Annotated in this window: 24 protein-coding genes; 20 read left to right on the top strand and 4 right to left on the bottom strand. The window is 60.4% G+C overall.

Going from position 1 to position 25,146, the window contains the following annotated elements:
* Positions 1-91: 91 nt before the first annotated feature.
* The gene (locus tag FHT87_RS29270; protein WP_183806134.1) at positions 92-586 is read right to left on the bottom strand and encodes a hypothetical protein; all 495 of its coding nucleotides are present in this window, start codon (positions 584-586) and stop codon (positions 92-94) included.
* A 303-nt stretch (positions 587-889) separates the two neighbouring features.
* Between FHT87_RS29270 and sdhC the strand changes: the two genes are divergently transcribed.
* The 4 genes from sdhC to FHT87_RS29250 are packed head-to-tail and all read left to right on the top strand — an operon-like array spanning position 890 to position 4,318.
* Positions 890-1,282 (top strand): succinate dehydrogenase, cytochrome b556 subunit, encoded by a 393-nt coding sequence (sdhC, locus tag FHT87_RS29265; RefSeq protein ID WP_183734372.1) that lies wholly within the window; start codon positions 890-892, stop codon positions 1,280-1,282.
* A gap of 11 nt (positions 1,283-1,293) precedes the next feature.
* Entirely contained in the window at positions 1,294-1,674 is a 381-nt protein-coding gene (gene sdhD, locus FHT87_RS29260; RefSeq protein WP_183734371.1) for a succinate dehydrogenase, hydrophobic membrane anchor protein, read from the top strand.
* Between the two features lie 7 nt (positions 1,675-1,681).
* Positions 1,682-3,523: a succinate dehydrogenase flavoprotein subunit gene (sdhA, locus tag FHT87_RS29255; protein WP_183734370.1), complete on the top strand. Its 1,842-nt coding sequence runs from the start codon at positions 1,682-1,684 to the stop codon at positions 3,521-3,523.
* 15 nt (positions 3,524-3,538) lie between these two features.
* A complete protein-coding gene (locus tag FHT87_RS29250; protein ID WP_007822372.1) occupies positions 3,539-4,318 on the top strand; it encodes a succinate dehydrogenase iron-sulfur subunit in 780 nt (259 codons plus the stop codon).
* Between the two features lie 21 nt (positions 4,319-4,339).
* Here FHT87_RS29250 and FHT87_RS29245 read toward each other — a convergent pair whose 3' ends face one another.
* A complete protein-coding gene (locus FHT87_RS29245) occupies positions 4,340-4,504 on the bottom strand; it encodes a hypothetical protein (RefSeq protein ID WP_183806133.1) in 165 nt (54 codons plus the stop codon).
* A gap of 93 nt (positions 4,505-4,597) precedes the next feature.
* Between FHT87_RS29245 and FHT87_RS29240 the strand changes: the two genes are divergently transcribed.
* The 13 genes from FHT87_RS29240 (at position 4,598) to FHT87_RS29180 (ending at position 18,435) form a co-directional block, all read left to right on the top strand.
* The gene (locus FHT87_RS29240) at positions 4,598-5,104 is read left to right on the top strand and encodes a protease inhibitor Inh/omp19 family protein (protein WP_183806160.1); all 507 of its coding nucleotides are present in this window, start codon (positions 4,598-4,600) and stop codon (positions 5,102-5,104) included.
* 48 nt (positions 5,105-5,152) lie between these two features.
* The gene (gene zapE / locus FHT87_RS29235; RefSeq protein WP_183734368.1) at positions 5,153-6,316 is read left to right on the top strand and encodes a cell division protein ZapE; all 1,164 of its coding nucleotides are present in this window, start codon (positions 5,153-5,155) and stop codon (positions 6,314-6,316) included.
* A 174-nt stretch (positions 6,317-6,490) separates the two neighbouring features.
* A complete protein-coding gene (gene mdh / locus FHT87_RS29230; RefSeq protein WP_007822364.1) occupies positions 6,491-7,453 on the top strand; it encodes a malate dehydrogenase in 963 nt (320 codons plus the stop codon).
* 36 nt (positions 7,454-7,489) lie between these two features.
* The gene (gene sucC, locus FHT87_RS29225) at positions 7,490-8,683 is read left to right on the top strand and encodes an ADP-forming succinate--CoA ligase subunit beta (RefSeq protein ID WP_183734367.1); all 1,194 of its coding nucleotides are present in this window, start codon (positions 7,490-7,492) and stop codon (positions 8,681-8,683) included.
* 19 nt (positions 8,684-8,702) lie between these two features.
* Positions 8,703-9,605 (top strand): succinate--CoA ligase subunit alpha, encoded by a 903-nt coding sequence (sucD, locus tag FHT87_RS29220; protein ID WP_183734366.1) that lies wholly within the window; start codon positions 8,703-8,705, stop codon positions 9,603-9,605.
* Between the two features lie 168 nt (positions 9,606-9,773).
* Positions 9,774-12,758 (top strand): 2-oxoglutarate dehydrogenase E1 component, encoded by a 2,985-nt coding sequence (locus tag FHT87_RS29215; protein WP_183734365.1) that lies wholly within the window; start codon positions 9,774-9,776, stop codon positions 12,756-12,758.
* A 17-nt stretch (positions 12,759-12,775) separates the two neighbouring features.
* Positions 12,776-13,093: a YciI family protein gene (locus FHT87_RS29210; RefSeq protein WP_183734364.1), complete on the top strand. Its 318-nt coding sequence runs from the start codon at positions 12,776-12,778 to the stop codon at positions 13,091-13,093.
* Positions 13,094-13,124: 31 nt separating this feature from the next.
* Positions 13,125-14,372: a 2-oxoglutarate dehydrogenase complex dihydrolipoyllysine-residue succinyltransferase gene (odhB, locus tag FHT87_RS29205; RefSeq protein WP_183734363.1), complete on the top strand. Its 1,248-nt coding sequence runs from the start codon at positions 13,125-13,127 to the stop codon at positions 14,370-14,372.
* A 15-nt stretch (positions 14,373-14,387) separates the two neighbouring features.
* Positions 14,388-15,131 (top strand): DUF4241 domain-containing protein, encoded by a 744-nt coding sequence (locus FHT87_RS29200; protein ID WP_183734362.1) that lies wholly within the window; start codon positions 14,388-14,390, stop codon positions 15,129-15,131.
* Positions 15,128-15,655 (top strand): hypothetical protein, encoded by a 528-nt coding sequence (locus FHT87_RS29195; RefSeq protein WP_183734361.1) that lies wholly within the window; start codon positions 15,128-15,130, stop codon positions 15,653-15,655. The genes FHT87_RS29200 and FHT87_RS29195 overlap by 4 nt, the downstream gene beginning before the upstream one ends.
* Positions 15,652-16,404, top strand: coding sequence for an SDR family oxidoreductase (locus FHT87_RS29190; RefSeq protein WP_183734360.1), 753 nt, complete (start codon positions 15,652-15,654; stop codon positions 16,402-16,404). The genes FHT87_RS29195 and FHT87_RS29190 overlap by 4 nt, the downstream gene beginning before the upstream one ends.
* 24 nt (positions 16,405-16,428) lie before the next feature.
* A complete protein-coding gene (gene lpdA / locus FHT87_RS29185) occupies positions 16,429-17,832 on the top strand; it encodes a dihydrolipoyl dehydrogenase (protein ID WP_183734359.1) in 1,404 nt (467 codons plus the stop codon).
* Between the two features lie 102 nt (positions 17,833-17,934).
* Entirely contained in the window at positions 17,935-18,435 is a 501-nt protein-coding gene (locus FHT87_RS29180; protein ID WP_183734358.1) for a cytochrome b/b6 domain-containing protein, read from the top strand.
* Positions 18,436-18,447: 12 nt separating this feature from the next.
* Here the strand turns inward: FHT87_RS29180 and FHT87_RS29175 are convergent, their stop codons facing one another.
* Positions 18,448-19,524, bottom strand: coding sequence for a TraB/GumN family protein (locus FHT87_RS29175; protein WP_183734357.1), 1,077 nt, complete (start codon positions 19,522-19,524; stop codon positions 18,448-18,450).
* Between the two features lie 87 nt (positions 19,525-19,611).
* Entirely contained in the window at positions 19,612-20,547 is a 936-nt protein-coding gene (locus FHT87_RS29170) for a tyrosine recombinase XerC (protein WP_183734356.1), read from the bottom strand.
* Positions 20,548-20,690: 143 nt separating this feature from the next.
* Here FHT87_RS29170 and FHT87_RS29165 point away from each other — a divergent pair, with 143 nt between their 5' ends.
* The 3 genes from FHT87_RS29165 to FHT87_RS29155 are packed head-to-tail and all read left to right on the top strand — an operon-like array spanning position 20,691 to position 25,080.
* Entirely contained in the window at positions 20,691-21,635 is a 945-nt protein-coding gene (locus FHT87_RS29165) for a GNAT family N-acetyltransferase (protein ID WP_183734355.1), read from the top strand.
* A gap of 25 nt (positions 21,636-21,660) precedes the next feature.
* Entirely contained in the window at positions 21,661-22,809 is a 1,149-nt protein-coding gene (locus FHT87_RS29160) for an AAA family ATPase (protein WP_183734354.1), read from the top strand.
* A gap of 54 nt (positions 22,810-22,863) precedes the next feature.
* The gene (locus FHT87_RS29155) at positions 22,864-25,080 is read left to right on the top strand and encodes a primosomal protein N' (protein WP_183806131.1); all 2,217 of its coding nucleotides are present in this window, start codon (positions 22,864-22,866) and stop codon (positions 25,078-25,080) included.
* Positions 25,081-25,146: the final 66 nt, after the last annotated feature.

The following is a 25,146-nucleotide window of genomic DNA, read 5'->3' as shown; positions in this document are numbered from 1 at the left end:
CCGCTATGACAAGTTGCTCGCAAACTTCATGGGCTTCGTCAAACTCGCCGCTATCGCCATATGGCTCAAATAGTTAAATCGTCACCGCTGCCTAGGGTCGGATGACGCAGACATTGGCCTCATACGAGCAGGGATCATCGGCGATGCCGACATCGATGACCTTTGCCTTCGGGGCAAGGTTACGTTCCGGCGCAGCCAGACGATAGTACCCGTCGCCGCCGACATAGGTTCCGCCATCCGTCTGATAGGCATAGGACGATCCGGCGTAGATGCCGTTGCTCCCGTAACTCTGATCATAGCTCTGCGGCTGGGAGGCAATGACGACGATGTTGCTGCGGCCGTAGCGGCTTGTCCCCGGATAGCTGAACTGCTTCAGAAACGGGGTGCGGGGGCGATAGCGGATGACGTTGTCGCGTCTGAAGTGCAGACCACTGTCCCAATGGGTGCGCCTGCCGAGGAAGACGCCGTCATTAAAACCGTTATGGCGCGGAAAGCGATGATCGAAGTTGCGCTCTCCCGCCGTGGCGGGAAGCGCTGTAAGCACCGCGACAAGGGCCAGGGTAGCCTTGGACAGACTGCGAAACATGGACCAAACTCCGAAACGCTAACAAATCGTTAACGCCAGATTGCGCCAAAAGGCTGATCTTGTCCACGCAGGCATACGGTCAGCTCAAAAATTGAGCGAAAGAGACGAGTTTCGCGGTGTTGAAAACTTCCCGGTAACGCGAATCGATTAAATTAAAAGCAGGCAGCAATTATGCTTGTCGTCAGGGGTTTCGGTGATTAAACGTCGAGATTGATGCAACGCACACAGAATTTTGTCATTCGTGTGGTTGACTGAGAAAAGCCCCTGACATCAAGGGCAAAGAGAAGACGCCGCGAGGTTCTGATGGCGAATGTAACAAACCGGCCCCTGTCGCCGCATCTGCAAATTTACAAGCCGATCCCCACCATGGTCATGTCGATCGTTCACCGCATTACCGGTGGCGCTCTCTATTTCGGCACGCTGCTGATTGCCTGGTGGCTGATCGCGGCCGCCACCGGCCAGGCCTCTTATGACTGGGCCAATTGGGTACTCGGCAGCATTATCGGCAAGCTCGTCCTGCTCGGTTACACCTGGGCACTGCTCCACCACATGCTCGGCGGCTTCCGCCACTTCATGTGGGACCTCGGCCACGGCTTTGAGAAGGAATTCTCGACCAGGCTCGCCATCGCCAATATCATCGGATCGCTCTGTCTGACCGTGCTGGTCTGGGTGATCGGCTTCATCATTCGCTTCTGAAGGTCGCACTCATGGATATGCGCACTCCTCTGGGCAAGGTTCGCGGCCTCGGCTCCGCCAAGGAAGGCACCGATCATTTCTGGCGCCAGCGCCTGACGGCTGTCGCCAACATCCCGCTTATCATCTTCTTCGTCATCTTCATGATCGTCTATGCCGGTGCGCCTTATGCCGACGTGGTTCGTGCTCTCTCGAACCCGTTCGTCGCCGTCGTTATGGGCCTGATGGTCGTTTCCGGCACCATCCACATGAAGCTCGGCATGCAAGTCATCATCGAAGACTATGTTCATGGGGAGATCGGCAAGCTGTTGCTCCTGATGTTGAACACCTTCTTCGCGGTTCTGATTGCCGGCCTCTGTCTCTTCGCCATTCTGAAAATCGCATTCGTAGGATAACCGTATCATGGCAACGTCTTCACCCGCTCAGAATGGGAAGGCCTACACCTATGTCGACCATTCCTATGACGTAATCGTCGTCGGCGCCGGCGGTGCCGGCCTGCGCGCCACGCTCGGCATGGCCGAACAGGGCTTCCGCACGGCCTGCATCACCAAGGTATTTCCGACCCGCTCGCACACGGTTGCGGCCCAGGGCGGCATCGCCGCCTCGCTGCAGAACATGACACCCGACAGCTGGCAGTGGCACCTCTATGACACCGTCAAGGGTTCCGACTGGCTCGGCGACGTCGATGCCATGCAGTATCTGACCATGGAAGCGCCGAAGGCGGTCTATGAGCTGGAACATTACGGCGTGCCCTTCTCGCGCAACGAGGAAGGCAAGATCTATCAGCGTCCGTTCGGCGGCCACATGCAGAATTTCGGTGAAGGCCCGCCGGTGCAGCGCACCTGCGCCGTTGCCGACCGTACCGGCCATGCCATCCTGCATACGCTCTACGGCCAGTCGCTGCGCAACAATGCCGAATTCTTTGTCGAATACTTTGCGCTCGACCTCATCATGTCCGATGACGGCAGCCGCTGCACCGGCGTCGTCGCCTGGTGCCTCGATGACGGCACGATCCACCGCTTCGCTGCAAAAATGGTGGTGCTGGCGACCGGCGGTTACGGCCGCGCCTATTTCTCGGCAACGTCGGCCCATACCTGCACCGGCGACGGCGGCGGTATGATCGCCCGTGCCGGTCTGCCGCTGCAGGACATGGAATTCGTGCAGTTCCACCCGACCGGTATCTACGGTTCCGGCTGTCTGATTACCGAAGGCGCGCGCGGCGAAGGCGGCTATCTGGTCAATTCCGAAGGCGAGCGCTTCATGGAGCGCTATGCGCCGTCGGCCAAGGACCTTGCCTCGCGCGACGTGGTTTCGCGCTGCATGACGCTGGAAATCCGAGAAGGCCGCGGCGTGGGCAAGAACAAGGACCATATCTTCCTGCATCTCGACCATCTCGATCCGGCCGTGCTGCACGAGCGCCTGCCGGGTATTTCCGAGAGCGCCAAGATCTTTGCCGGTGTCGATGTGACCCGCGAACCGATCCCGGTTCTGCCGACCGTCCATTACAATATGGGCGGCATTCCGACGAACTATTGGGGCGAGGTGCTCAATGCCGACAGCTCCAATCCGGAACGCATCATTCCCGGCCTGATGGCTGTCGGTGAAGCCGGCTGCGCCTCGGTTCACGGTGCAAACCGCCTTGGCTCCAACTCGCTGATCGACCTCGTGGTCTTCGGTCGCGCCGCCGCCATCCGCGCGGGCGAGATCATCGACCGCAACGAGCCGGTGCCGGCGCTGAACAAGACTGCCTGCGACAAGATCATGGACCGTTTCGACGGCCTGCGTTACGCCAATGGCGGCACGCCGACGGCGGTGCTGCGCGAGAAGATGCAGCGCGCCATGCAGGAAGACGCAGCCGTGTTCCGCACCCAGGAATCGCTGGAATCCGGCTGCCGTCGTCTTTCGGAAATCTGGGGTGAACTCAAGGACATCAAGGTCACCGACCGCTCGATGATCTGGAATTCCGATCTTGTCGAAACGCTGGAATTGCAGAACCTGATGGCCAATGCCATCACCACGATCTACGGCGCCGAAGCTCGCAAGGAAAGCCGCGGTTCGCATGCCCGCGAAGACTATACGTCAGGTGCCTTCGCAGGCCGCGACGACGTCAATTGGCGCAAGCACACGCTGGCCTGGGTGAACGAGGCTGGTGATGTGAAGCTCGACTACCGGCCAGTCCACACCGACCTCATCGCAGACGGTATCGATCCCCACAAGATCGAGCCGAAGGCCCGCGTATACTGATCAGAGGGACCTGACATGGTTGAACTCGCTCTCCCCAAGAATTCCCAGATGCGCGAAGGCAAGGTGTGGCCGAAGCCGGCGGGTGCCAAGAACACCCGCGAGTTCCGCGTCTATCGCTGGAGCCCGGATGACGGCCAGAACCCGTCGATCGACACGTTCTACGTGGATGTCGACGATTGCGGGCCGATGGTTCTCGATGCGCTCCTCTACATCAAGAACAAGATCGATCCGACGCTGACGCTGCGCCGTTCCTGTCGTGAAGGTATCTGCGGTTCCTGCGCGATGAATATCGACGGCACGAACACGCTCGCCTGCACCAAGGGCATGGACGACATCAAGGGCACGGTGAAGATCTACCCGCTGCCGCATATGCCCGTGGTCAAGGATCTGGTTCCCGATCTCAGCAACTTCTACGCCCAGCATCGCTCGATCGAGCCCTGGCTGAAGACGGTTTCGCCGACGCCCGCCAAGGAATGGAAGCAGAGCCACGAGGACCGTCAGAAGCTCGACGGCCTCTATGAGTGCATCCTCTGCGCCTGCTGCTCGACTTCCTGTCCGAGCTACTGGTGGAACGGCGACCGCTATCTCGGCCCGGCCGTGCTACTGCAGGCCTATCGCTGGCTGATCGACTCCAGAGATGAAGCGACCGGCGAACGGCTCGACAATCTCGAGGATCCGTTCCGCCTCTATCGTTGCCACACGATCATGAACTGCGCGCAGACCTGCCCGAAGGGTCTGAACCCGGCCAAGGCGATCGCCGAAATCAAGAAGATGATGGTCGAGCGTCGCGTGTGAGCGTCGACACTTCCATCGAATTCAATTGAGCGTTATCTCGACTTCGCCGAACGGATCGAACTTAATCAAGAACGAGACGCCCGGGCACAACACCTTGCTGACATATTTTACCAGCAAGAAGTCCGGCGAGCGGTCGGGTTGAATTGTGCCGGCTTTGCCATAGGTGTCACGAAGGCTGATTTGCATTGTGCTGACTTGATTAACCAAAGTGAAATACGGTAATTCGAACCTAGAATTGAAATATCTCTGCGGTTGAGGCGGACATTCGGGAGCTTGATGATGCAGTTGCGATATGTGGTGACGGGTTTAACGGCCGCTCTGGCCTTGGCAGGATGCCAGCGCACCTCATATGATTACAGCAGTAACAGTGCGCCTCCGCCACTGACCGCACAGCCGGTACCCTCAGTGCAGGGTGGCCAGCTACCTCCACCGACCGGCCAGTTTCCTGCCGCCCCGACCTCGACGGCGCCGATGGCTGGTGTTCAGCCGGGTGGCGCTGCGCCCGCGGCCTCCCTTGATGTCACCAAGGAATCGATGGTCGGCAGCTGGCGTGTCAACGGCACCTGCGACATGTTCCTAACGCTCACCAATCTCGGCAGCGGATCGCGCGGCGGTACCCGCGGTTGCGTTGGCGAACTGACAGCCATGGGCTCCTGGGAGGTCTCTGGCAAACAGATTCTGCTCAAAGACCGCAGCGGTAACCAGATCGGTTCCGTCTACAAGGTTGCCGACAACAGCTTCAATGGCCAGACCTCGACCGGGCAGCCGATCACCCTCAGCCGGTAAGCCAGTCCGGCGGGGTTCCGCCGGTTACGCATAGGCGGACAAGCCCTCATGCAGCCAATGCCAGACTATTCGCTCAGCGTCATCGAGCAGCTCAAATCGCTAACAGCTTCGGGGACGTTGCAGGTCGATTCCGCCCAGATGGGCGTCGCCAAGTGCCTCGATCGGGTGCTCGCTTCCCTCAAGCAGAAGCGGCCGGCGGCCAAGAGCAGCGCGCTCGGCTGGCTGTTCGCATCCAAGAAGAAGACCGAGGCCGGTATCAGAGGTCTCTATATCCATGGCAGCGTCGGGCGCGGCAAGACGATGCTCATGGACATGTTCTTCGCGCTGGCGCCCTGCCGGAAAAAGCGGCGCGCGCATTTCCACGAATTCATGGCTGATGTGCACAATCGCATCGCCGCCCATCGGCAGAAACTGAAGAACGGCGAGACAAAACAGGCCGATCCGATACCCCCGGTTGCCGCCGCGCTCTTCGAGGAAGCGGAACTGCTCTGCTTCGACGAATTCACCGTCACCGACATCGCCGATGCGATGATCCTGTCGCGGCTGTTTTCCGAGCTTTTCGCTCGCGGTTGCGTGCTGGTGGCGACCTCGAATGTCGAGCCCGACAATCTCTATAAGGATGGCCTCAATCGCGGGCTCTTCGTGCCCTTCGTCACGCTTCTCAAAAAGCATGTCGAGATCGTTACGCTCGATTCTCCGACTGACTACCGGATGGAAAAGCTGAACAGCCAGCCAATCTATCTCGTTCCAATCGACGAGCGCACCGACATGGCGATGGATGCCTCGTGGACGCAGGCGCTGCATGGCCGCAAGGCGCAGCCTGTGGAGATCCCCATGAAGGGCCGGGCAATCCATGTACCACTCGCTGCCGATCGGATGGCGCGTTTCTCCTTCGCCGATCTCTGCGATAAACCGTTGGGTGCAGCCGATTTTCTGGCCATCTCCGAACGCTTCGATACGATCTTTCTGGATCACGTTCCGCTACTCGGTCCGGAAAAGCGAAACCAGATCAAGCGCTTCATCATTCTGATCGACACGCTCTACGATCACGGCATCCGTCTTTACGTTTCCGCTGCCGCCATGCCGGAGGATCTGCTCATCGGAAGACGGGGTACAGAAGGCTTTGAATTCGACCGTACGGCATCGCGTCTTTTCGAAATGAGAAGTGCCGAATATCTTAATGCGCACCATGAACGGCGTGCTGCCGAGTAACACTTTGGTGACAATTGATCTTACGTTTACGTAAGAATTTTAATATCTAAACGATTGAAATTGCTGCACCAAAAATAATGCATTGCCATTTTTTGGCTTTAGGTCTATGCGATTGCGGCATTGGGCGATGCCCGCGCGTCGCCCGACGGATTTTGATCGCAAAGGAAAAGCGAAATGGCGCGTAACAAGATCGCACTCATCGGTTCTGGCATGATTGGTGGCACGCTGGCGCATCTCGCCGGCCTGAAGGAGTTGGGCGACATCGTCCTCTTCGACATTGCTGACGGCATCCCCCAGGGCAAGGGTCTCGACATCGCACAGTCCTCCCCCGTCGAAGGCTTCGACGCCAATCTGACTGGTGCCAGCGACTATTCCGCGATCGAAGGTGCTGACGTCTGCATCGTCACTGCCGGCGTTCCGCGCAAGCCGGGCATGAGCCGTGATGACCTTCTCGGCATCAACCTCAAGGTCATGGAACAGGTCGGCGCCGGCATCAAGAAATATGCTCCGAACGCTTTCGTCATCTGCATCACCAACCCGCTCGACGCCATGGTCTGGGCGCTGCAGAAGTTCTCCGGCCTTCCGGCTAACAAGGTCGTCGGCATGGCCGGCGTTCTCGACTCCTCGCGCTTCCGTCTTTTCCTCGCCAAGGAATTCAACGTTTCCGTTCAGGACGTCACGGCTTTCGTTCTCGGCGGTCACGGCGACACGATGGTGCCGCTCGCCCGTTACTCGACGGTTGGCGGCATTCCGCTGACCGATCTCGTGACGATGGGCTGGGTCACCAAGGAGCGCCTCGAAGAGATCATTCAGCGCACCCGTGACGGCGGCGCCGAAATCGTCGGCCTCTTGAAGACCGGTTCTGCCTATTACGCTCCAGCCGCTTCCGCGATCGAAATGGCTGAATCCTACCTCAAGGACAAGAAGCGCGTTCTGCCTTGCGCCGCCCATCTTACCGGCCAGTACGGCGTCAAGGACATGTATGTCGGCGTTCCCACCGTCATTGGTGCCGGTGGCGTCGAGCGCATCATCGAGATTGACCTCAACAAGACCGAGAAGGAAGCCTTCGACAAGTCCGTCGGCGCCGTTGCCGGTCTCTGCGAAGCCTGCATCAACATCGCGCCCGCCCTCAAGTAATTGGTGCGCTGAAGCAATCGAAATAGGGACAAACCCATGAATATTCACGAATATCAGGCCAAGGCTCTGCTGAAGGGCTATGGCGCGCCGGTCGCGGACGGCGTGGCTATCCTCAAGGTCGAGGAAGCCGCTGCCGCCGCCAAGTCACTTCCCGGCCCGCTTTACGTGGTCAAGAGCCAGATCCATGCGGGCGGCCGCGGCAAGGGCAAGTTCAAGGAACTCGGCCCGGATGCCAAGGGCGGCGTTCGTCTCGCCAAGTCGATCGATGAAGTCGTTGCGCATGCCAAGGAGATGCTCGGCAATACGCTGGTGACGGCGCAAACCGGCGAAGCCGGCAAGCAGGTCAACCGCCTCTACATCGAAGATGGTGCCGATATTGCCCGCGAGCTCTATTGCTCGCTTCTGGTCGACCGCTCGGTCGGCAAGGTGGCTTTCGTCGTTTCGACCGAAGGCGGCATGGATATCGAAGCCGTCGCTCACGACACGCCTGAGAAGATCCATACGATCGCTATCGATCCGGAAGCTGGTGTCAGGGCAGCCGACGTTGCTGCCATCACCAAGGCGCTTCAGCTCGAGGGTGCAGCCGCAGAAGATGCAAAGACGCTCTTCCCGGCGCTCTATAAGGCTTTCGGCGAGAAGGACATGGCCCTGCTCGAGGTCAATCCGCTGATCGTCATGAAGGACGGCCATCTGCGCGTCCTCGACGCCAAGATGTCTTTCGACGGCAATGCGCTGTTCCGTCATGACGACGTCAGGGCGCTGCGCGACGAGACGGAAGAAGACGCCAAGGAAATCGAGGCCTCGAAGTGGGACCTCGCCTATGTGGCGCTCGACGGCAACATCGGCTGCATGGTCAACGGCGCAGGCCTTGCCATGGCGACGATGGACATCATCAAGCTCTACGGCAAGGAGCCGGCGAATTTCTGCGACGTCGGCGGCGGCGCCGGCAAGGAGAAGGTTGCTGCAGCCTTCAAGATCATCACGGCAGACCCCAAGGTCGAAGGCATTCTCGTCAACATCTTCGGCGGCATCATGAAGTGCGATGTCATTGCCGAGGGCGTCATTGCCGCGGTCAAGGAAGTCGGTCTCAAGGTTCCGCTCGTCGTTCGCCTCGAAGGCACGAATGTCGAGCTCGGCAAAAAGATCCTGAACGAGTCGGGTCTGGCGATCACGGCGGCCGACGACCTGGACGATGCGGCCAAGAAGATCGTCGCTGCGATCAACGGCTAATTTTGAAGGATCTTAAAGAATGTCTATTCTCGTCAACAAAGACACCAAGATCCTTGTTCAGGGTCTGACCGGCAAGACCGGTACATTCCACACCGAACAGGCGCTTGCTTACTACGGCACGCAGATGGTCGGCGGTATCCACCCGAAGAAGGGCGGCGAAACCTGGACCGGCTCCAAAGGCGAAAGCCTGCCGATCTTCACAACCGTTGCCGAAGGCAAGGAAAAGACCGGCGCCAACGCGTCCGTCATCTATGTCCCGCCGGCAGGTGCAGCCGATGCGATCATCGAGGCGATCGACGCCGAGATCCCCTTCATCACCTGCATTACCGAAGGTATCCCGGTCATGGACATGGTGCGCGTCAAGGCTCGCCTCGAGCGCTCCAAGTCGCGCCTGCTCGGACCGAACTGCCCAGGCATCCTGACGCCGGAAGAATGCAAGATCGGCATCATGCCGGGCTCGATCTTCCGCAAGGGTTCCGTTGGTATCGTTTCCCGCTCGGGCACGCTGACCTACGAAGCTGTCTTCCAGACCTCCAACGAAGGTCTCGGCCAGACGACGGCTGTCGGCATCGGTGGCGACCCGGTCAAGGGCACCGAATTCATCGACGTGCTCGAAATGTTCCTCGCTGATGAAGCCACGACCTCGATCATCATGATCGGCGAAATCGGCGGCTCGGCTGAAGAGGACGCGGCACAGTTCCTCAAGGACGAGGCCAAGAAAGGCCGCAAGAAGCCGATGGCCGGCTTCATCGCTGGCCGTACCGCGCCGAAGGGCCGCACCATGGGCCATGCCGGTGCCGTGGTTTCCGGTGGCAAGGGCGATGCTGAATCGAAGATCGCGGCGATGGAATCGGCAGGCATCAAGGTGTCGCCGTCTCCAGCTCGCCTCGGCAAGACGCTGGTTGAAGTCCTCAAGGGCTAAACCAACTTATATACCCGGACGGAAGAGGGCATCCCAGCTTCCGTCCGGCTTTCTATTTGCGAAATACGGATGCGCCGCGGACAGGCGGCAATCGGAATGCGGCAGCCGGCGATGAAGCCGGCAAATTCATCTAAGTCAGGAGGCGGACGGAAGCGTCCGCATATCACCATGGCACGGCAAGAAGCCAACGAGCAATTTCAGATCACCTCGTTTCTGGATGGCGCCAATGCTGCCTATATCGAGCAGCTCTACGCCCGTTATGAAGACGATCCCAACTCGGTCGACGATCAGTGGCGGTCCTTCTTCAAGGCGCTGGAAGACGATCCTGCTGATGTGAAGAAGGCGGCCAAGGGGGCATCCTGGCGCAAGAAGAACTGGCCGTTGCAGGCAAGCGGCGATCTCGTCTCAGCGCTCGATGGCGACTGGGGCATCGTCGAAAAGGTCATCGAGACCAAGGTAAAGGCCAAGGCCGAGGCCGCCGGTCAGCCGGCAGGCGCTGCCGACGTGCTGCAGGCGACGCGCGATTCCGTTCGCGCCATCATGATGATCCGCGCCTATCGCATGCGCGGCCACCTGCACGCCAAGCTCGATCCGCTCGGCATTGCTGCCGCGGTCGAAGACTATCACGAGCTTTCACCCGAAAATTACGGCTTCACGGCTGCCGACTACGATCGCAAGATCTTCATCGATAATGTGCTCGGCCTTGAATATGCGACCCTTCGCGAGATGATCGAGATCCTCGAGCGCACCTATTGCTCGACCCTCGGCGTCGAATTCATGCACATCTCCAATCCGGAAGAAAAGGCATGGATCCAGGAACGCATCGAAGGTCCGGACAAGGGTGTCGCTTTCTCGGCTGAAGGTAAGAAGGCGATCCTCGCCAAGCTTGTCGAAGCCGAAGGTTATGAGCAGTTTCTCGACGTCAAGTTCAAGGGCACCAAGCGCTTCGGCCTCGACGGCGGTGAATCGCTGATTCCGGCGCTTGAGCAGATCCTGAAGCGTGGCGGTTCTCTCGGCCTCAAGGAAGCCGTCTTCGGCATGGCCCATCGCGGCCGCCTGAACGTGCTGTCCCAGGTCATGGGCAAGCCGCATCGCGCCATCTTCCATGAGTTCAAGGGCGGTTCCTACGCACCTGACGAGGTCGAAGGCTCCGGCGACGTGAAGTACCATCTGGGTGCTTCCTCCGACCGCGAATTCGACGGCACCAAGGTGCACGTCTCGCTGACGGCAAACCCGTCGCACCTCGAAATCGTCGACCCTGTCGTCATGGGCAAGGCGCGCGCCAAGCAGGACATGAGCGCCACCGTGTGGGACGGCGACATCATCCCGCTGTCGGAGCGCGCCAAGGTTTTACCGCTCCTGATTCACGGCGACGCGGCCTTTGCCGGCCAGGGCGTCATTGCCGAAATTCTCGGTCTTTCCGGTCTGCGCGGCCACCGCGTTGCCGGCACGATGCACGTCATCATCAACAACCAGATCGGCTTCACGACGAACCCGGCCTTCTCGCGCTCGTCGCCCTATCCGTCCGACGTTGCCAAGATGATCGAAGCGCCGATCCTGCATGTCAATGGCGACGATCCGGAAGCTGTGGTCTATGCGGCCAAGGTTGCGACCGAATTCCGCATGAAGTTCCACAAACCTGTCGTGCTCGACATGTTCTGCTATCGACGCTACGGCCACAATGAAGGCGATGAGCCGTCCTTCACTCAGCCGAAGATGTACAAGGTTATCCGTGGCCACAAGACGGTCCTGCAGCTCTATGCAGACCGCCTCGTCCGCGAAGGCCTGCTCACCGACGGCGAAGTCGAAAAGATGAAGGCCGACTGGCGCGCCCATCTCGAGCAGGAATTCGAAGCCGGTCAGCACTACAAGCCGAACAAGGCCGACTGGCTGGACGGCGAATGGTCCGGCCTGCGCACGGCTGACAATGCTGACGAACAGCGCCGCGGCAAAACCGCAGTGCCGATGAAGACGCTCAAGGATATCGGCCGCAAGCTGTCGGAAATTCCGGCGGGATTCAATGCGCATCGCACGATCCAGCGTTTCATGGAAAACCGCGCCAACATGGTCCAGAGCGGCGAAGGCCTCGACTGGGCGATGGCCGAAGCGCTGGCTTTCGGTGCGCTCGTTGTCGAGGGCCACAAGATCCGCCTGTCCGGTCAGGATTGCGAACGTGGCACCTTCTCGCAGCGTCATTCGGTTCTCTACGATCAGGAAACTGAAGAGCGCTACATTCCGCTTGCGAACCTGTCGCCGACACAGGCCCGTTATGAAGTCATCAACTCGATGCTTTCGGAAGAAGCCGTCCTCGGCTTCGAATACGGCTATTCGCTCGCTCGTCCGAATGCGTTGACGCTCTGGGAAGCCCAGTTCGGCGACTTCGCAAACGGTGCGCAGGTCGTTTTCGACCAGTTCATCTCGTCTGGCGAACGCAAGTGGCTGCGCATGTCTGGCCTCGTCTGCTTGCTGCCGCACGGCTATGAAGGCCAGGGTCCGGAACATTCGTCCGCCCGTCTGGAGCGTTATCTCCAGCTCTGCGCTGAGGATAACATGCAGGTCGCCAACGTTACGACGCCGGCGAACTACTTCCACATCCTGCGCCGCCAGCTGAAGCGTGACTTCCGCAAGCCGCTGATCCTGATGACACCGAAGTCGCTGCTGCGCCACAAGCGCGCGGTTTCGACGCTTGCCGAAATGGCCGGTGAATCCTCCTTCCACCGTCTCCTGTGGGACGACGCGGAGGTCATCAAGGACGGTCCGATCAAGCTGCAGAAGGATGCCAAGATCCGTCGCGTCGTCATCTGCACCGGCAAGGTCTACTACGACCTCCTGGAAGAGCGCGAGAAGCGCGGCATCGACGACATCTACCTGCTGCGTATCGAACAGCTCTACCCGTTCCCGGCCAAGGCGCTCATCAACGAGCTGTCCCGCTTCCGCAACGCCGAGATGGTCTGGTGCCAGGAAGAGCCGAAGAACATGGGCGCATGGTCGTTCATCGACCCGTATCTGGAATGGGTGCTTGCCCATATCGATGCGAAGTACCAGCGCGTTCGTTACACGGGTCGCCCCGCAGCCGCTTCGCCGGCAACGGGCCTGATGTCCAAGCATCTGTCGCAGCTCGCCGCATTCCTCGAGGATGCGCTGGGCGGCTAACAAAAAGGGGAAGCGCGATGGCATATTTCTTCATGAGACTTGTGCCGCCGCGCCCCACATTCCCGCATGACGGGACCGGGGAGGAAATGGCGGCGATGAAGCGCCATGCCGAATATTGGCACCAGAAAGCCCTTGCGGGATCGGCGATTGCCGTCGGTCCCGTTTTCGAGGCTGGAGGGGCTTTCGGCATCGCCATCGTCGAGGTTGCGGATCAGGCGGCAGCCAAGGCGCTTGCCGATGCCGACCCGATCATCACGTCCGGCTTCGGTTTTCGTTTCGATGTCTCGCCAATGCCCTCAATCATTCTCCGGCCGCAGGCCGGGACCGCCATCTAACACGATAACAAGCACAATCAGGATTTGAACAATGGCCACAGAAATCCGCGTTCCAACACTCGGTGAATCCGTCAGCGAGGCAACCGTCGGCACCTGGTTCAAGAAGGTCGGCGATGCCGTGAAGGCCGACGAGCCCATTCTCGAGCTTGAAACCGACAAGGTGACCATCGAAGTTCCTGCTCCGGCTTCCGGCACGCTTTCGGAAATCGTTGCGCAGGCTGGCGAGACCGTTGGCCTCGGTGCGCTTCTCGGCCAGATCGCGGCAGGCGCAGGCGCCGCCGCGGCTCCGGCTGCCGCTGCCCCGGCCGCAGCGCCTGCTGCACCGGCTCCGATGCCAGCTGCTCCGGTTGCTGCCGCTGCTGCGTCGGCCGCCTCCGTATCCTCCATGCCGCCGGCTCCGGCTGCGGCAAAGATGCTCGCAGAAAACAACCTCTCGGTCGATCAAGTCGATGGCTCTGGCAAACGCGGCCAGGTCCTGAAGGGCGATGTCATCGCCGCTGTCGCCAAGGCTGCAGCGGCTCCGGCCGCCGCACCGGCAGCCCCTGCTGCTCCGCGCGGTCCGTCGACGGTCGAGGACGCCGGCCGCGAAGAGCGTGTGAAGATGACGCGCCTGCGCCAGACGATTGCTAAGCGTCTCAAGGATGCGCAGAACACGGCTGCCATGCTGACCACCTATAACGAGGTGGACATGAAGGCCGTCATGGACCTGCGCAACAAGTACAAGGATGTCTTCGAGAAGAAGCATGGCGTGAAGCTCGGCTTCATGGGCTTCTTCACCAAGGCGGTCACGCACGCCCTGAAGGAACTGCCGGCCGTCAACGCTGAAATCGATGGCACCGATATCATCTACAAGAACTACTGCCACGTTGGCATGGCCGTCGGTACGGACAAGGGCCTCGTCGTTCCCGTCATCCGTGATGCTGACCAGATGTCGATCGCGGAAATCGAGAAGGAACTCGGCCGCCTCGCCAAGGCAGCCCGTGACGGCTCGCTCTCCATGGCAGAGATGCAAGGCGGCACCTTCACCATCACCAATGGTGGTGTCTACGGCTCGCTGATGTCCTCGCCGATCCTCAACGCACCGCAGTCGGGCATTCTCGGCATGCACAAGATCCAAGAGCGTCCGGTCGCCATCGGCGGTCAGGTCGTTATCCGCCCGATGATGTATCTTGCGCTCTCCTACGACCACCGTATCGTCGACGGCAAGGAAGCCGTGACCTTCCTCGTGCGCGTCAAGGAAAGCCTGGAAGATCCGGAACGTCTGGTTCTGGACCTCTAAGCGGAGCGATCTGCCATGCGAGACCGGATCATGCGAGCGGCGGGCGCAGTTTTCTGCGCCACGGTTGCCTTCATTCCGGTCTCGGCTCTCGCTTTCGACGTGAACAAGGCGAGCAGCAATTTCGACCTTGTGTCGCTCAGCGATGCGGAGCTTTCCGCACGCTCTCTCAAGACGGTCGATATGGGGAATGTCGAGCTCACCTCGGGTCATATCGTTGCCGCCGATCCGCTGGCGCAGCCGGACCGGCCGGCCTTCGCAAAAACCATTCCGGCCGGCGACTATCCGGTGCGGCTCTATGAGGCTTTCGGTCGTGTTGCCGCTGCCAGCATGCGTTTCGGCGAGGGCAAGCCCGATCACTGGGAGCTTGCGACCGTTCCGGGTCAGGATATCGTGACGCTCAAGGATGACGAGATGTTCGGTTATCCGGTCGATGCCGGCCTCGGCAGCTACATGGATGCCGATACGCTCAATCTGATCGGGGAGCGCGAGCAGCAGGTGCAGGCACAGAAGCCCGGTTCCGATGTGAATTACTATGACGACGTGCTCGCTCCGGAGCTTGATGCCAACAAGGGTGTCTATGCCCTGCACCGGCCAATGGCCGGCAAGAAGGGTAATGTCGCGATCTTCTGGAGCGGCTCGGGCGACGGCTTCTATCCAGTGTTCTGGGGCATGGACAAGGACGAGCATCCACTGGTGCTGCTGACGGATTTCCAGGTCATCGAAAACGCCGACGGGCGCAGAAAGCCGAACTTGCAATGAGTGGGGAGCATAAGGCGACGAAGCGGAAAGGGCTGGCAGCGATCGTCATCGCCGCACTATCCTGTGCGCCGGTTTCCGCCATCGCTGCCGAGTGCAAGCAGGCCAGCGCGATCTATGGAGATCGTGACGGTGCCTATGAACTGCGCTTCTCGCCGATTACCTCCGAGGCCATGAGCTCGACCCATCAATTCAAGCTCAGCGCGTTGAAGAGCCCTGTCGTCATGAATGGCTATGTGATGTCCTCCGACGATCCGGAGCGGACCATGGGCATGGTGATGTTCAACTGCCCGGATGGCGATGTCACCGGCGCCGATCTCGAGGCCTGCATGGTCTGGCAGGGCTTCGTTTATCGCGCAAGCGCCAGTGGCGGGCTGGATAATTTGCAGTCCGGTGACAGCCCGGCGGCGGAAAAGATCGTCTTTCCCGGCCTCGGCCCGGCAATCCACCAGTCTTCGGCTTGGGGTGACGGCAAGGCAAAGGTCGCGCCGTGGGATGTCCTCGATTTCAAAGGATGCGCACAATGACTGATGGACCCGTTCTGCTCGTGACCGGCGGCAGCCGCGGCATTGGTGCTGCCGCTTGCCTGGTTGCCGCCCGCCATGGCTGGCGCGTTGCGGTGAACTACGCCTCGAACGAGACTGCGGCAAATGCCGTCGTTTCCGAGATCAAGAAGGCCGGCGGCGATGCGTTCGCCATCAAGGGCGATGTCGGCAATAGCGCCGATATCGTCTCGATGTTCGAGGCGGTCGACAAGCATTTTGGGCGGTTGGACGGGCTGGTGAACAATGCCGGTATTGTCGATAACACCGCGCGCGTTGATGAAATGTCGGCCGATCGTCTCGAACGGATGATGCGGATCAACGTGACTGGTTCCATCCTTTGCGCCGGCGAGGCGGTGCGGCGCATGTCCTCCAGACATGGCGGGCAGGGCGGCGTGATCGTCAATATCTCTTCCATGGCGGCTGTCATTGGCGGATCGACACAGTATGTCGACTATGCCGCCTCCAAGGCAGCCATCGATACCTTCACGATCGGGCTTTCCAGGGAAGTCGCGGCCGAAGGCATTAGAGTGAACGCGATCCGTCCCGGCATCATCGAGACGGATATCCATGCCTCCGGCGGGCAGCCCGACAGAGCAAAAGAAATGGCTTCATCGATCCCGATGAAGCGAGCCGGACAGGCGGAGGAGGTGGCCGATGCAATCGTCTACCTGCTCTCGCCTTCGGCATCCTACATAACAGGCGCGATCCTCAATGTGAGCGGCGGGCGCTAGTCAATAACGTAAAGGGAAAAAGCAATGTCCTATGATGTGATTGTTATCGGAACCGGCCCCGGCGGCTATGTCGCGGCAATCAAGGCTGCCCAGCTCGGCCTCAAGGTCGCTGTCGTCGAGAAGCGCGCCACCTATGGCGGCACCTGCCTGAATGTCGGCTGCATCCCCTCCAAGGCGCTGCTGCACGCTTCCGAAATGTTCCATGCAACGCATCACATGGATGAACTCGGCATCGAAGTCGCCGCTCCGAAGCTCAATCTCGAAAAGATGCTGGCGCACAAGGATGCGACGGTAAAGTCCAACGTCGACGGCGTTGCCTTCCTGTTCAAGAAGAACAAGATCGACACCTTCCATGGCACCGGCAAGATCATCTCCGCCGGCAAGGTCTCTGTGACCGCCGAAGACGGCACGGCTCAGGAAATCGAAGGCAAGAACATCGTCATCGCCACGGGTTCCGATGTCGCCGGCATTCCGGGCGTGAAGGTCGATATCGATGAGAAGATCATCATATCTTCCACTGGTGCCATTGCGCTGGAAAAAGTGCCGGAAACGATGATCGTCGTCGGCGGTGGCGTCATCGGCCTCGAGCTCGGCTCGGTCTGGTCGCGCCTCGGCGCAAGAGTTACCGTCGTCGAATATCTCGACAAGATTCTCGGTGCGATGGATGGCGATGTTTCCAAGCAGTTCCAGCGCATGCTGGGCAAGCAGGGTATCGACATCAAACTGAGCTCCAAGGTGACCGGCGTCGAGAAGGGCGACAAGGGCGCAAAGGTGACTTTCGAGCCGGTGGCCGGTGGTGCTGTCCAGACGCTCGAAGCCGATGTCGTTCTGATCTCGACCGGCCGCATTCCCTATACGTCCGGCCTCGGCCTCGAAGAAGCGGGCGTCAAGATCGATAATCGCGGCCGCGTCGAAATCGACGGCCACTTCCAGACCAATGTCGAAGGCATTTATGCGATCGGCGACGTCGTCCAGGGTCCGATGCTGGCGCACAAGGCCGAAGACGAAGGTGTCGCACTCGCTGAAATCCTCGCCGGTCAGCATGGTCATGTGAACTACGACGTCATTCCGAGCGTCGTCTACACGCAGCCGGAGGTCGCTTCCGTCGGCAAGACCGAGGAAGAGCTGAAGGCTGCAGGCGTCGCCTACAAGGTGGGCAAGTTCCCGTTCTCGGCGAATGGCCGCGCCCGCGCCATGCTGGCGACGGACGGTTTCGTCAAGATCCTCTCCGACAAGGAAACCGACCGCGTGCTCGGCGGCCACATCGTCGGCTTCGGCGCCGGCGAGATGATCCACGAGATCGCCGTGCTGATGGAATTCGGCGGCTCGGCAGAAGATCTCGGCCGCACCTGCCATGCGCACCCGACCATGTCGGAAGCCGTGAAGGAAGCCGCACTCGCTGCCTTCTTCAAGCCGATCCATCTGTAAGATTAAATATCAGCAATCATTCACAATGCCGCTTGCCTTCGGGCGGGCGGCATTTTTATTTGGTGGGCAAGTTTCGCTAACTATTTGACGAAAGCCAAGAAAATGAATGATCGCGTCGTTGTCGGCTACAGCCTCTCCCAACGTTTCCTTCACTGGGCGACCGTCCTTCTGGTCCTCTATAATCTTCTTTTGCCCGATGGCATGAATACCTGGTATCGGCTTGTCCGCCGTGGCGGGACGCCCTCGCCGGAACAGATCGCTTCGGCCAATATCCACGCCTATGTCGGCATTGCCATCCTGCTCGTGACGATCCTCAGGCTCTGTCTGCGCTTCGTGCAGGGCGTGCCGCCTGAATCCGCAGACGAGCCGGCAATCTTTCGGCTCGCCGCGCGGCTCGCGCATGCAAGCCTTTATCTGCTGCTGATCGCCCTGCCGGTGTCAGGCATCGCGGTCTACTATCTTGGTGCGGAAGCATTGGGCTCGCTGCATGCCGACGTTCTGAAGCTCATTCTCTGGGTCGTCGTTGTTGCGCATGTCCTTGGCGCTCTGGCTCACCAGTTTTACTGGAAGACCGATGTCTTGCGGCGCATGACTGTCGGTTAAGTGCCGAGCCGTTCAGTTGACCGCCGTAACGGTAAAGCCCTGCTGACGCAGCAATTCGATGACACCCTCCTTGCCCGGAAGGTGCAGGGCGCCGACGGCCATGAAGACATTGCCGTTGGCGAGAATGGGTGCGGCGCGTTCAGCCATCACCTTGTTGCGGTCAAGGATGACGCGCTGCTCGAAGGCGGCGTAGTCACTATCCTCATCGCTGCCCTCGGGTGTAACGGTCTTCAGCATGGGCATGGTCATGCCGATATCGCCGGAGAGATAGATGTCGGTCATGGTCTCGACCACGTCGTTCATCTTGCCGCCGAGTTCGAGGGTCTCGATCAGCGACTTCAGATGAAACTCGACCGGCAGTTCGGCCATGGCCTGCAGCTGTTCCGCCAGGGTCTCTAGACCCTTGACCTGTTTGCCTTCGGCGGCCGCATCTGCCGCGATCTTCTGGTCGAGGAACTGTACGCCCTTTGCCTTGCGGGCGATCTCGCAGGCAGGAAGTGCAACGGCGCTTGCGATCATCCAGGGGCGCATGCGGGAAACGGCCGAGAGCGGGATACCGCGCTGCTTCAGCCCGGTTTCGAGGCGGCTGTAGTCGCCAGGCGAAAGAAGCTTATCGATTGTGGTGCCGTCCGTGAACATCATCAGATCCGGCTTCATCAGCAACGCTGCGGTCGCCTTCTTCTCATCGAGAATTTCGTCGGACTCGATGACGATCGTATCGGCGCCGTCATGAGCAGTCTGGGTGCGGGGCGGCAGGTTCAGGACGCGCGGGTCGGTGACGTGCATGGTGCCGAGCAGCCAGGAGGCCTTGAGACCCGGTTTTTCGATCTTCCAGAAAATGCCTTTGCCGTTTGGCGTTGCATCCGCTTCCTTCACGGCTTCAGCGTAACGGGCGGGGTCGTTCTGCTGCAGTTCGGTGAGAAGGTTCTTTCCGGTGCAGCTGTCTTCCGCGGCGTCGGCCGGCGTGACGGAAAAGACAATGGCGAGCAATGCGGCGGCCAGCAGCATGTGGAAGGCTGCGATCAGCCAGAGCAGGATATTGCCGGGCTGCGCGATATGGAAAGTCCGGTGGCCGATGGAGATCGTCATGCTGGTAATCCGGTCACTTGTGCTTCGAACCTCATGCTCTAAGCCGGGCTTGCGCATATTCCTTTAAGAGACAGCGTTAACGAATGGTTACGCGCGCGGGTGCGCCCTATCATACACCTCCAGAAGCCTTGATGCATCGACGCCGGTATAGACCTGCGTGGTCGAGAGGCTCGCATGACCGAGCAGTTCCTGGATGGTGCGCAGGTCGCCGCCGCCGGCCAGCAGATGGGTGGCGAAGGAGTGGCGAAGCGCATGCGGGGTTGCCGTTTCCGGCAGGCCGAAGGCACTGCGCAGCTTCTGCATGGCGCGCTGGATGATGGCCGGCTGCAGTTTGCCGCCGCGGGCGCCGCGAAAGAGCGGTTCGCCGTCCTCCAAATGAATGGGGCAGAGCTGCCGGTATTTCTCGACGGCTTCGAAGACGATGGGCAGCAGCGGCACGAGGCGGGTCTTGTTGCCCTTGCCAGTGATGCGCAGCGTCGTCGTGCCGGCCTTAATATCGGCGGGTGTCAGGTCGAGCGCTTCGGAAATGCGCAGGCCGCAGCCATAGAGCAGCGTCATGACAGCTGCGTCGCGCGCTGCGATCCAAGGCTCGTCTTGGAGTTGCGCATCGTTGCTGACAACCGTGATGGCCTGTCTATCAGAGAGCGGTTTCGGAAGAGATTTCGGCTGCTTCGGCGATCGCACGGCGCAAGCGCCTGCCGCATTGACCAAGCCCTTCTTTTCAAGGTGACGCAGAAAGGAGCGAATGCCGGCGAGATTGCGCGCCACCGAGCGGGCGCCGGAGCCCTCTTTGCGCCGGGCGGCCAGAAAGGCGCGAAAGTCTGCCGGGCGCAGCGCCTCGATATCGCGCAGCGTCGTCGGACCGCCGAGGTGACCGGTCATGAAGGTCAGGAACTGGCGTGTGTCGCGCTCATAGGCATCGAGCGTATGTTCGGAAAGGCGGCGCTCCCGGGCGAGGTTTTCAAGCCAGGCGCCTCGTTCCGTCATCAGGTGCGCATCGGCAATGATCAGGAGTTCATTCACGGTTTTAACTCTTGAATTTGCTTTCGATGACGCCAATTCTGAAACAGTGACGTTATGGAATTGCTAATGCTTGCCAAGCCCTTGTCATGTATCGATCATAATTCGTTGAGATAGCTTATAGCTCCCGTAAAACAGGAATTTTTATGGCACGGCGCGATTCCATGACGGCCTTTGGACAGCTCGCGGAAGCGATCGCCCTGGTTTCACACGGAAAGCCCGGCCATATCGTCGATACGTTGATCGCCGAGCGCGGCCAGAAGATCGTCCGCCATCCGCTCTGGCCTGTCATGCGACCGTTTCTCTACACGCTGCTGCGCTACAACAAGGCGATCGAATTCGCCAACGACGTTGCCAACATGCCGGGCTTCCAGTCTTTCGAATATATGAGCAATCTGTTGAAGCTCGACATCAACGTCACCAACGCCGAGCGCATCCCGGCATCCGGTGGCTTCATCCTCGTCAGCAATCATCCGACCGGCATTGCCGACGGTGTGGCTGTGTTCGATCTCCTGAAGACGTGCCGCCCGGATATGATGTTCTTCGCCAACCGGGATGCGGTACGCGTCAATCCGCGCTTTGCGGAAATGATCATACCGGTCGAATGGCGCGAGGAATTCAAGAGCAAGCTCAAAGCGCGCGAGACACTGCAGCTCACCAACCATGCGGTGAAAGAGGGCAAGGCGACCGTGCTTTTCCCCTCAGGCCGTATCGCCTACTGGGCGAACGGGCAGCTCAACGAGCGGCCATGGAAAACTTCTGCCGTCGGCCTTGCCCGCAAATACGGCCTGCCGATCCTGCCCGTTCACATGACGGCGCGCAATTCCGGGCTTTTCTACTGGTTTGCCAAATGGTCGACGGAACTGCGCGACATGACGGTATTCTATGAACTTCTGAACAAGAAGGGCGACCGCTTCGATTTCGTCATCGGCAATCTCATTCCCGCCGAACAGCTCGACGGCGATCTGAACGAGGTGACGAAGGCGCTGGAAAAGCACACGGTCTACGACATGGCGGCTGATGGGGATTCACGCTTCGTGCCCGTGTCCCGGCAACTGTTGCCGGAGTTGGTTGCTGCCCATTCTTTTTAGCGTTGCTTTGCGCTAAAGCGGAGGCATGCGTCTTCGCTCCATGTTTGCTAGGAATTACCGGTCACTGCGCTCGATCCGCATGGATCTTGCGGATACGACGCTGTTTCTTGGAGAGAACGGTGCTGGCAAGTCCAATCTCTATCGTGCCCTGCAACTTGTGCGGGCGGCGGTTCGCGGGCGGCTGGCCTATGAGCTCGCCGCTGAAGGCGGCATGCTGTCGGCTCTTTGGTCCGGCACTCGGCCCCAGTCCGACGGGCCTGCACGCATCCGTCTGGAAGTCGAGATCATCGACGAGGAGCGCGCAGTCACGTTCCGGTATCATGTCGAGGCGGGGTTGCGCCCGCCGACGGCTGCTGCGGGCTTTGCGCTCGAACCGCAGATCAAAGCTGAAGAGCTTTCCGTCGAAACCGGCCGCCGCGCGGTAACGATGATGAAGCGGGCAGGTCCCGGCATCTTCGTTCGCGACGGTGCTGGGCGTATGCAGGACTACCCGGACGAGGCGCTGACATCGGAAACGGCGATCGCCCTGCTCGGGGATGCCGGCCATTTCCCCGAGGTTGCCGCCTTCCGTCACATCGTCAACAACTGGCGCTTCTTCCACGGTTTTCGCACGGATAGGGCTTCCCCGCTTCGCCATCCCTGCCTTGCCGTCACCAGCCCCATGCTGGACGAGGATGGTGGCAATCTCGCCGCCGTCTTTGCGACGCTCGCCCATACGCGGCAGGATACGGTCGAGCTCGATCGCATCCTGGTATCGGCGCTCGGCGGTGCAAGGCTCGTCGTGCCTCAGCCGGGCGAGACGGCGGAGTTCGGCCTGATGCTGCCGGATTTTCCGCACCGCGTCTTTCATCCGCGTGAACTGTCTGACGGGCAGGTCCGCTTCCTCGGTCTTGCTGCCGCACTGCTCTCCTACAGGCTACCGGCGCTCATCGCCCTGAATGAGCCGGAGGCGAGCCTGCATCCCGATATGCTGGTGCCGCTCGCCGACATGATCGCCGAAGCGTCAAAAAGCAGCCAGGTCTGGATCGTCACTCATTCGGTGCAACTGGCCGAGGCAGTGCGCGAACGCTGCGGCGTTCGTCCGCGAAAGGTTATCCGTGAGAATGGTGCCACGTGGATCGAAGGTATGCGGCTGACGGGAACGATCGCTGGCGAAGACGATGATGATGACTAACCCTCATTGTCGGCGGGTTCCATTTTACGGCCGTTGCGGGCATGGTCTGCCGCAATGAGTACAGATTCGTCCGATCTTTTTGGCGCGCTTTTCGAGGCCCCGCCCGTAAACCGTACGGTTCCGGTGCTGGTGCCGATGCCGGCGCCAAAACCCTATTCCTATTCTGTGCCGGAAGGCATGGCGATCGAGCCCGGCTCGGTCGTGCAGGTGCCGCTTGGACCGCGCCAGGTGATCGGTGTCGTCTGGGATGGCGGTGAGGATGGTGTCGACCCTAAGAAGCTCAGGCCTATCACCCACGTCTTCGATTGCCCGCCGCTCAACAAGGAGATGCGGGATTTCATCGACTGGGTGGCGACCTATACGCTTTCTCCGCCGGGACTGGTGGCGCGGATGGCGCTGAGGGCGCCGAATGCCTTCGAGCCGGAGCCGATGGTGGAGGGATTACGTTTCGTCGGTGGCGAGCCGGAGCGGATGACGCCGGCGCGCGCTCGCGTGCTCGATGCGATCTCGGACGGGCTCTCCTGGACCCGGATCGGTCTTGCCCATGCCGCGGGTGTCTCCACCAGCGTCGTTGACGGGCTGATCGCACAGGGCATTTTCGAGACCATCTTCCTGCCGCCGCCGCCTGTCGTTGCTAGGCCCGATCCGGACTTCATCGGCTCCCGCCTCGAGGGTCCGCAGAAGGAGGCCGCCGAGGAAATTCTGGACGAAGTGCGCAAGGGCGAATTTGCCGTTTCGCTGATCGACGGCGTGACCGGTTCGGGCAAGACGGAGGTCTATTTCGAGGCAATCGCAGAGACGCTGAGGCGCGGCAAACAGGTGCTGATCCTGCTGCCGGAGATCGCCCTTACCGCAAGCTTCCTCGAACGCTTTCAGGACCGGTTCGGCGCGAAACCTGCCGAGTGGCATTCCGATCTGGCGCCGCGTATGCGTGAAAAGGTCTGGCGGCAGGCGGTAACGGGTGAGGTGCGGGTCGTCGCCGGCGCGCGCTCGGCGCTGTTCCTGCCGTTTGAAGATCTCGGTCTCATCATCGTCGATGAGGAGCATGATCCTGCCTACAAGCAGGAGGATCGCGTTTATTACAACGCGCGCGACATGGCCGTCGTGCGGGCTCGGATCGGCGATTTTCCTGTCGTGCTCGTTTCGGCGACACCTTCGGTGGAGAGCCAGGTCAATGGCCAGAGCGGACGCTACAGCACGATCCATCTGCCGACACGTTTCGGCGACGCGGCACTGCCTGACCTGCATCTCGTTGACTTACGACGACACGCCCCTGAGCGCGGCGGTTTCCTGTCGCCCGTGTTGATCCGGGCGATTGGCAAGACGGTGGAAAAGGGCGAGCAGGCGCTTCTCTTCCTCAATCGCCGCGGTTATGCGCCGCTGACAATCTGCCGTGTCTGCGGTCATCGTTTCCAATGCCCGCAATGTTCGAGCTGGCTGGTGGAGCATCGCTTCCGCCGCCAGCTGCAATGCCATCAATGCGGCCATACCGAGCCGACGCCAGAGGCCTGCCCGGAATGCGGAACGCTCGACCACCTCGTCGCCTGCGGGCCGGGCGTGGAGCGCATCGCCGAAGAGGTGGAGCGGCATTTTCCGGATGCGCGTACGATCGTACTCTCTTCCGACATCATGGGCGGGGTGAAGCGGCTGCGGCTGGAGCTCGATGCCATCGCCAAGGGCGAGGCGGATATCGTCATCGGTACGCAGCTTGTGGCCAAGGGGCACAATTTTCCACTGATGACACTGGTCGGCATCGTCGACTCGGATCTTGGGCTCGCGAATGGTGATCCGCGCGCGGCGGAGCGGACTTTCCAGCTTCTTTCGCAGGTCACGGGTCGTGCCGGCCGAACCGGCCTCAAGAGCCATGGGCTGCTGCAGACCTATCAGCCGCAGCATCCGGTCATGCAGGCGATCGTGTCGGGCGATGCGCGGGCCTTTTACGAGCGCGAAATCAGCGAGCGGGAGCGCGCGATCCTTCCGCCCTTCGGCAGGCTCGCCTCCATCATCGTTTCGGCCGATACGCGGCATGATGCGGAGAACCATGCGCGCGGCATGCGCAACGCCGCACCCCAGGTTTCAGGCATTTCCGTTCTCGGTCCGGCGGAGGCGCCCTTAGCGCTGGTGCGCGGCCGTCATCGTTTCCGTCTTTTGGTGCATGGACGCCGGAATTCCGACATGCAGGCCTATCTGCGGGCGATGTTGTCGCAATCGCCGAAAGAGCGCGGCTCTGTTCAGGTGCAGCTCGACATCGATCCGCAGAGCTTCCTGTAGATCATTTCTGCCCGACATTTCCGGATGCGGCCGATCATGGCATAAACGCAGAATCAGCTGATGATT

The sequence above is a fragment of the Rhizobium sp. BK316 genome, from assembly GCF_014193695.1.
GTDB lineage: Bacteria > Pseudomonadota > Alphaproteobacteria > Rhizobiales > Rhizobiaceae > Rhizobium.
Note: the sequence above shows the minus strand (reverse complement) of the source record. Positions and strands in the feature narration are given on the sequence as shown.

Excerpts from the sequence above, each read along its gene's own strand:
- FHT87_RS29270 (WP_183806134.1), bottom strand. The coding sequence starts at position 586 with ATGTTTCGCAGTCTGTCCAAGGCTACCCTGGCCCTTGTCGCGGTGCTT.
- sdhC (WP_183734372.1), top strand. The coding sequence starts at position 890 with ATGGCGAATGTAACAAACCGGCCCCTGTCGCCGCATCTGCAAATTTAC.
- sdhD (WP_183734371.1), top strand. The coding sequence starts at position 1,294 with ATGGATATGCGCACTCCTCTGGGCAAGGTTCGCGGCCTCGGCTCCGCC.
- sdhA (WP_183734370.1), top strand. The coding sequence starts at position 1,682 with ATGGCAACGTCTTCACCCGCTCAGAATGGGAAGGCCTACACCTATGTC.
- FHT87_RS29250 (WP_007822372.1), top strand. The coding sequence starts at position 3,539 with ATGGTTGAACTCGCTCTCCCCAAGAATTCCCAGATGCGCGAAGGCAAG.
- FHT87_RS29245 (WP_183806133.1), bottom strand. The coding sequence starts at position 4,504 with ATGCAAATCAGCCTTCGTGACACCTATGGCAAAGCCGGCACAATTCAA.
- FHT87_RS29240 (WP_183806160.1), top strand. The coding sequence starts at position 4,598 with ATGCAGTTGCGATATGTGGTGACGGGTTTAACGGCCGCTCTGGCCTTG.
- zapE (WP_183734368.1), top strand. The coding sequence starts at position 5,153 with ATGCAGCCAATGCCAGACTATTCGCTCAGCGTCATCGAGCAGCTCAAA.
- mdh (WP_007822364.1), top strand. The coding sequence starts at position 6,491 with ATGGCGCGTAACAAGATCGCACTCATCGGTTCTGGCATGATTGGTGGC.
- sucC (WP_183734367.1), top strand. The coding sequence starts at position 7,490 with ATGAATATTCACGAATATCAGGCCAAGGCTCTGCTGAAGGGCTATGGC.
- sucD (WP_183734366.1), top strand. The coding sequence starts at position 8,703 with ATGTCTATTCTCGTCAACAAAGACACCAAGATCCTTGTTCAGGGTCTG.
- FHT87_RS29215 (WP_183734365.1), top strand. The coding sequence starts at position 9,774 with ATGGCACGGCAAGAAGCCAACGAGCAATTTCAGATCACCTCGTTTCTG.
- FHT87_RS29210 (WP_183734364.1), top strand. The coding sequence starts at position 12,776 with ATGGCATATTTCTTCATGAGACTTGTGCCGCCGCGCCCCACATTCCCG.
- odhB (WP_183734363.1), top strand. The coding sequence starts at position 13,125 with ATGGCCACAGAAATCCGCGTTCCAACACTCGGTGAATCCGTCAGCGAG.
- FHT87_RS29200 (WP_183734362.1), top strand. The coding sequence starts at position 14,388 with ATGCGAGACCGGATCATGCGAGCGGCGGGCGCAGTTTTCTGCGCCACG.
- FHT87_RS29195 (WP_183734361.1), top strand. The coding sequence starts at position 15,128 with ATGAGTGGGGAGCATAAGGCGACGAAGCGGAAAGGGCTGGCAGCGATC.
- FHT87_RS29190 (WP_183734360.1), top strand. The coding sequence starts at position 15,652 with ATGACTGATGGACCCGTTCTGCTCGTGACCGGCGGCAGCCGCGGCATT.
- lpdA (WP_183734359.1), top strand. The coding sequence starts at position 16,429 with ATGTCCTATGATGTGATTGTTATCGGAACCGGCCCCGGCGGCTATGTC.
- FHT87_RS29180 (WP_183734358.1), top strand. The coding sequence starts at position 17,935 with ATGAATGATCGCGTCGTTGTCGGCTACAGCCTCTCCCAACGTTTCCTT.
- FHT87_RS29175 (WP_183734357.1), bottom strand. The coding sequence starts at position 19,524 with ATGACGATCTCCATCGGCCACCGGACTTTCCATATCGCGCAGCCCGGC.
- FHT87_RS29165 (WP_183734355.1), top strand. The coding sequence starts at position 20,691 with ATGGCACGGCGCGATTCCATGACGGCCTTTGGACAGCTCGCGGAAGCG.
- FHT87_RS29160 (WP_183734354.1), top strand. The coding sequence starts at position 21,661 with ATGCGTCTTCGCTCCATGTTTGCTAGGAATTACCGGTCACTGCGCTCG.
- FHT87_RS29155 (WP_183806131.1), top strand. The coding sequence starts at position 22,864 with ATGAGTACAGATTCGTCCGATCTTTTTGGCGCGCTTTTCGAGGCCCCG.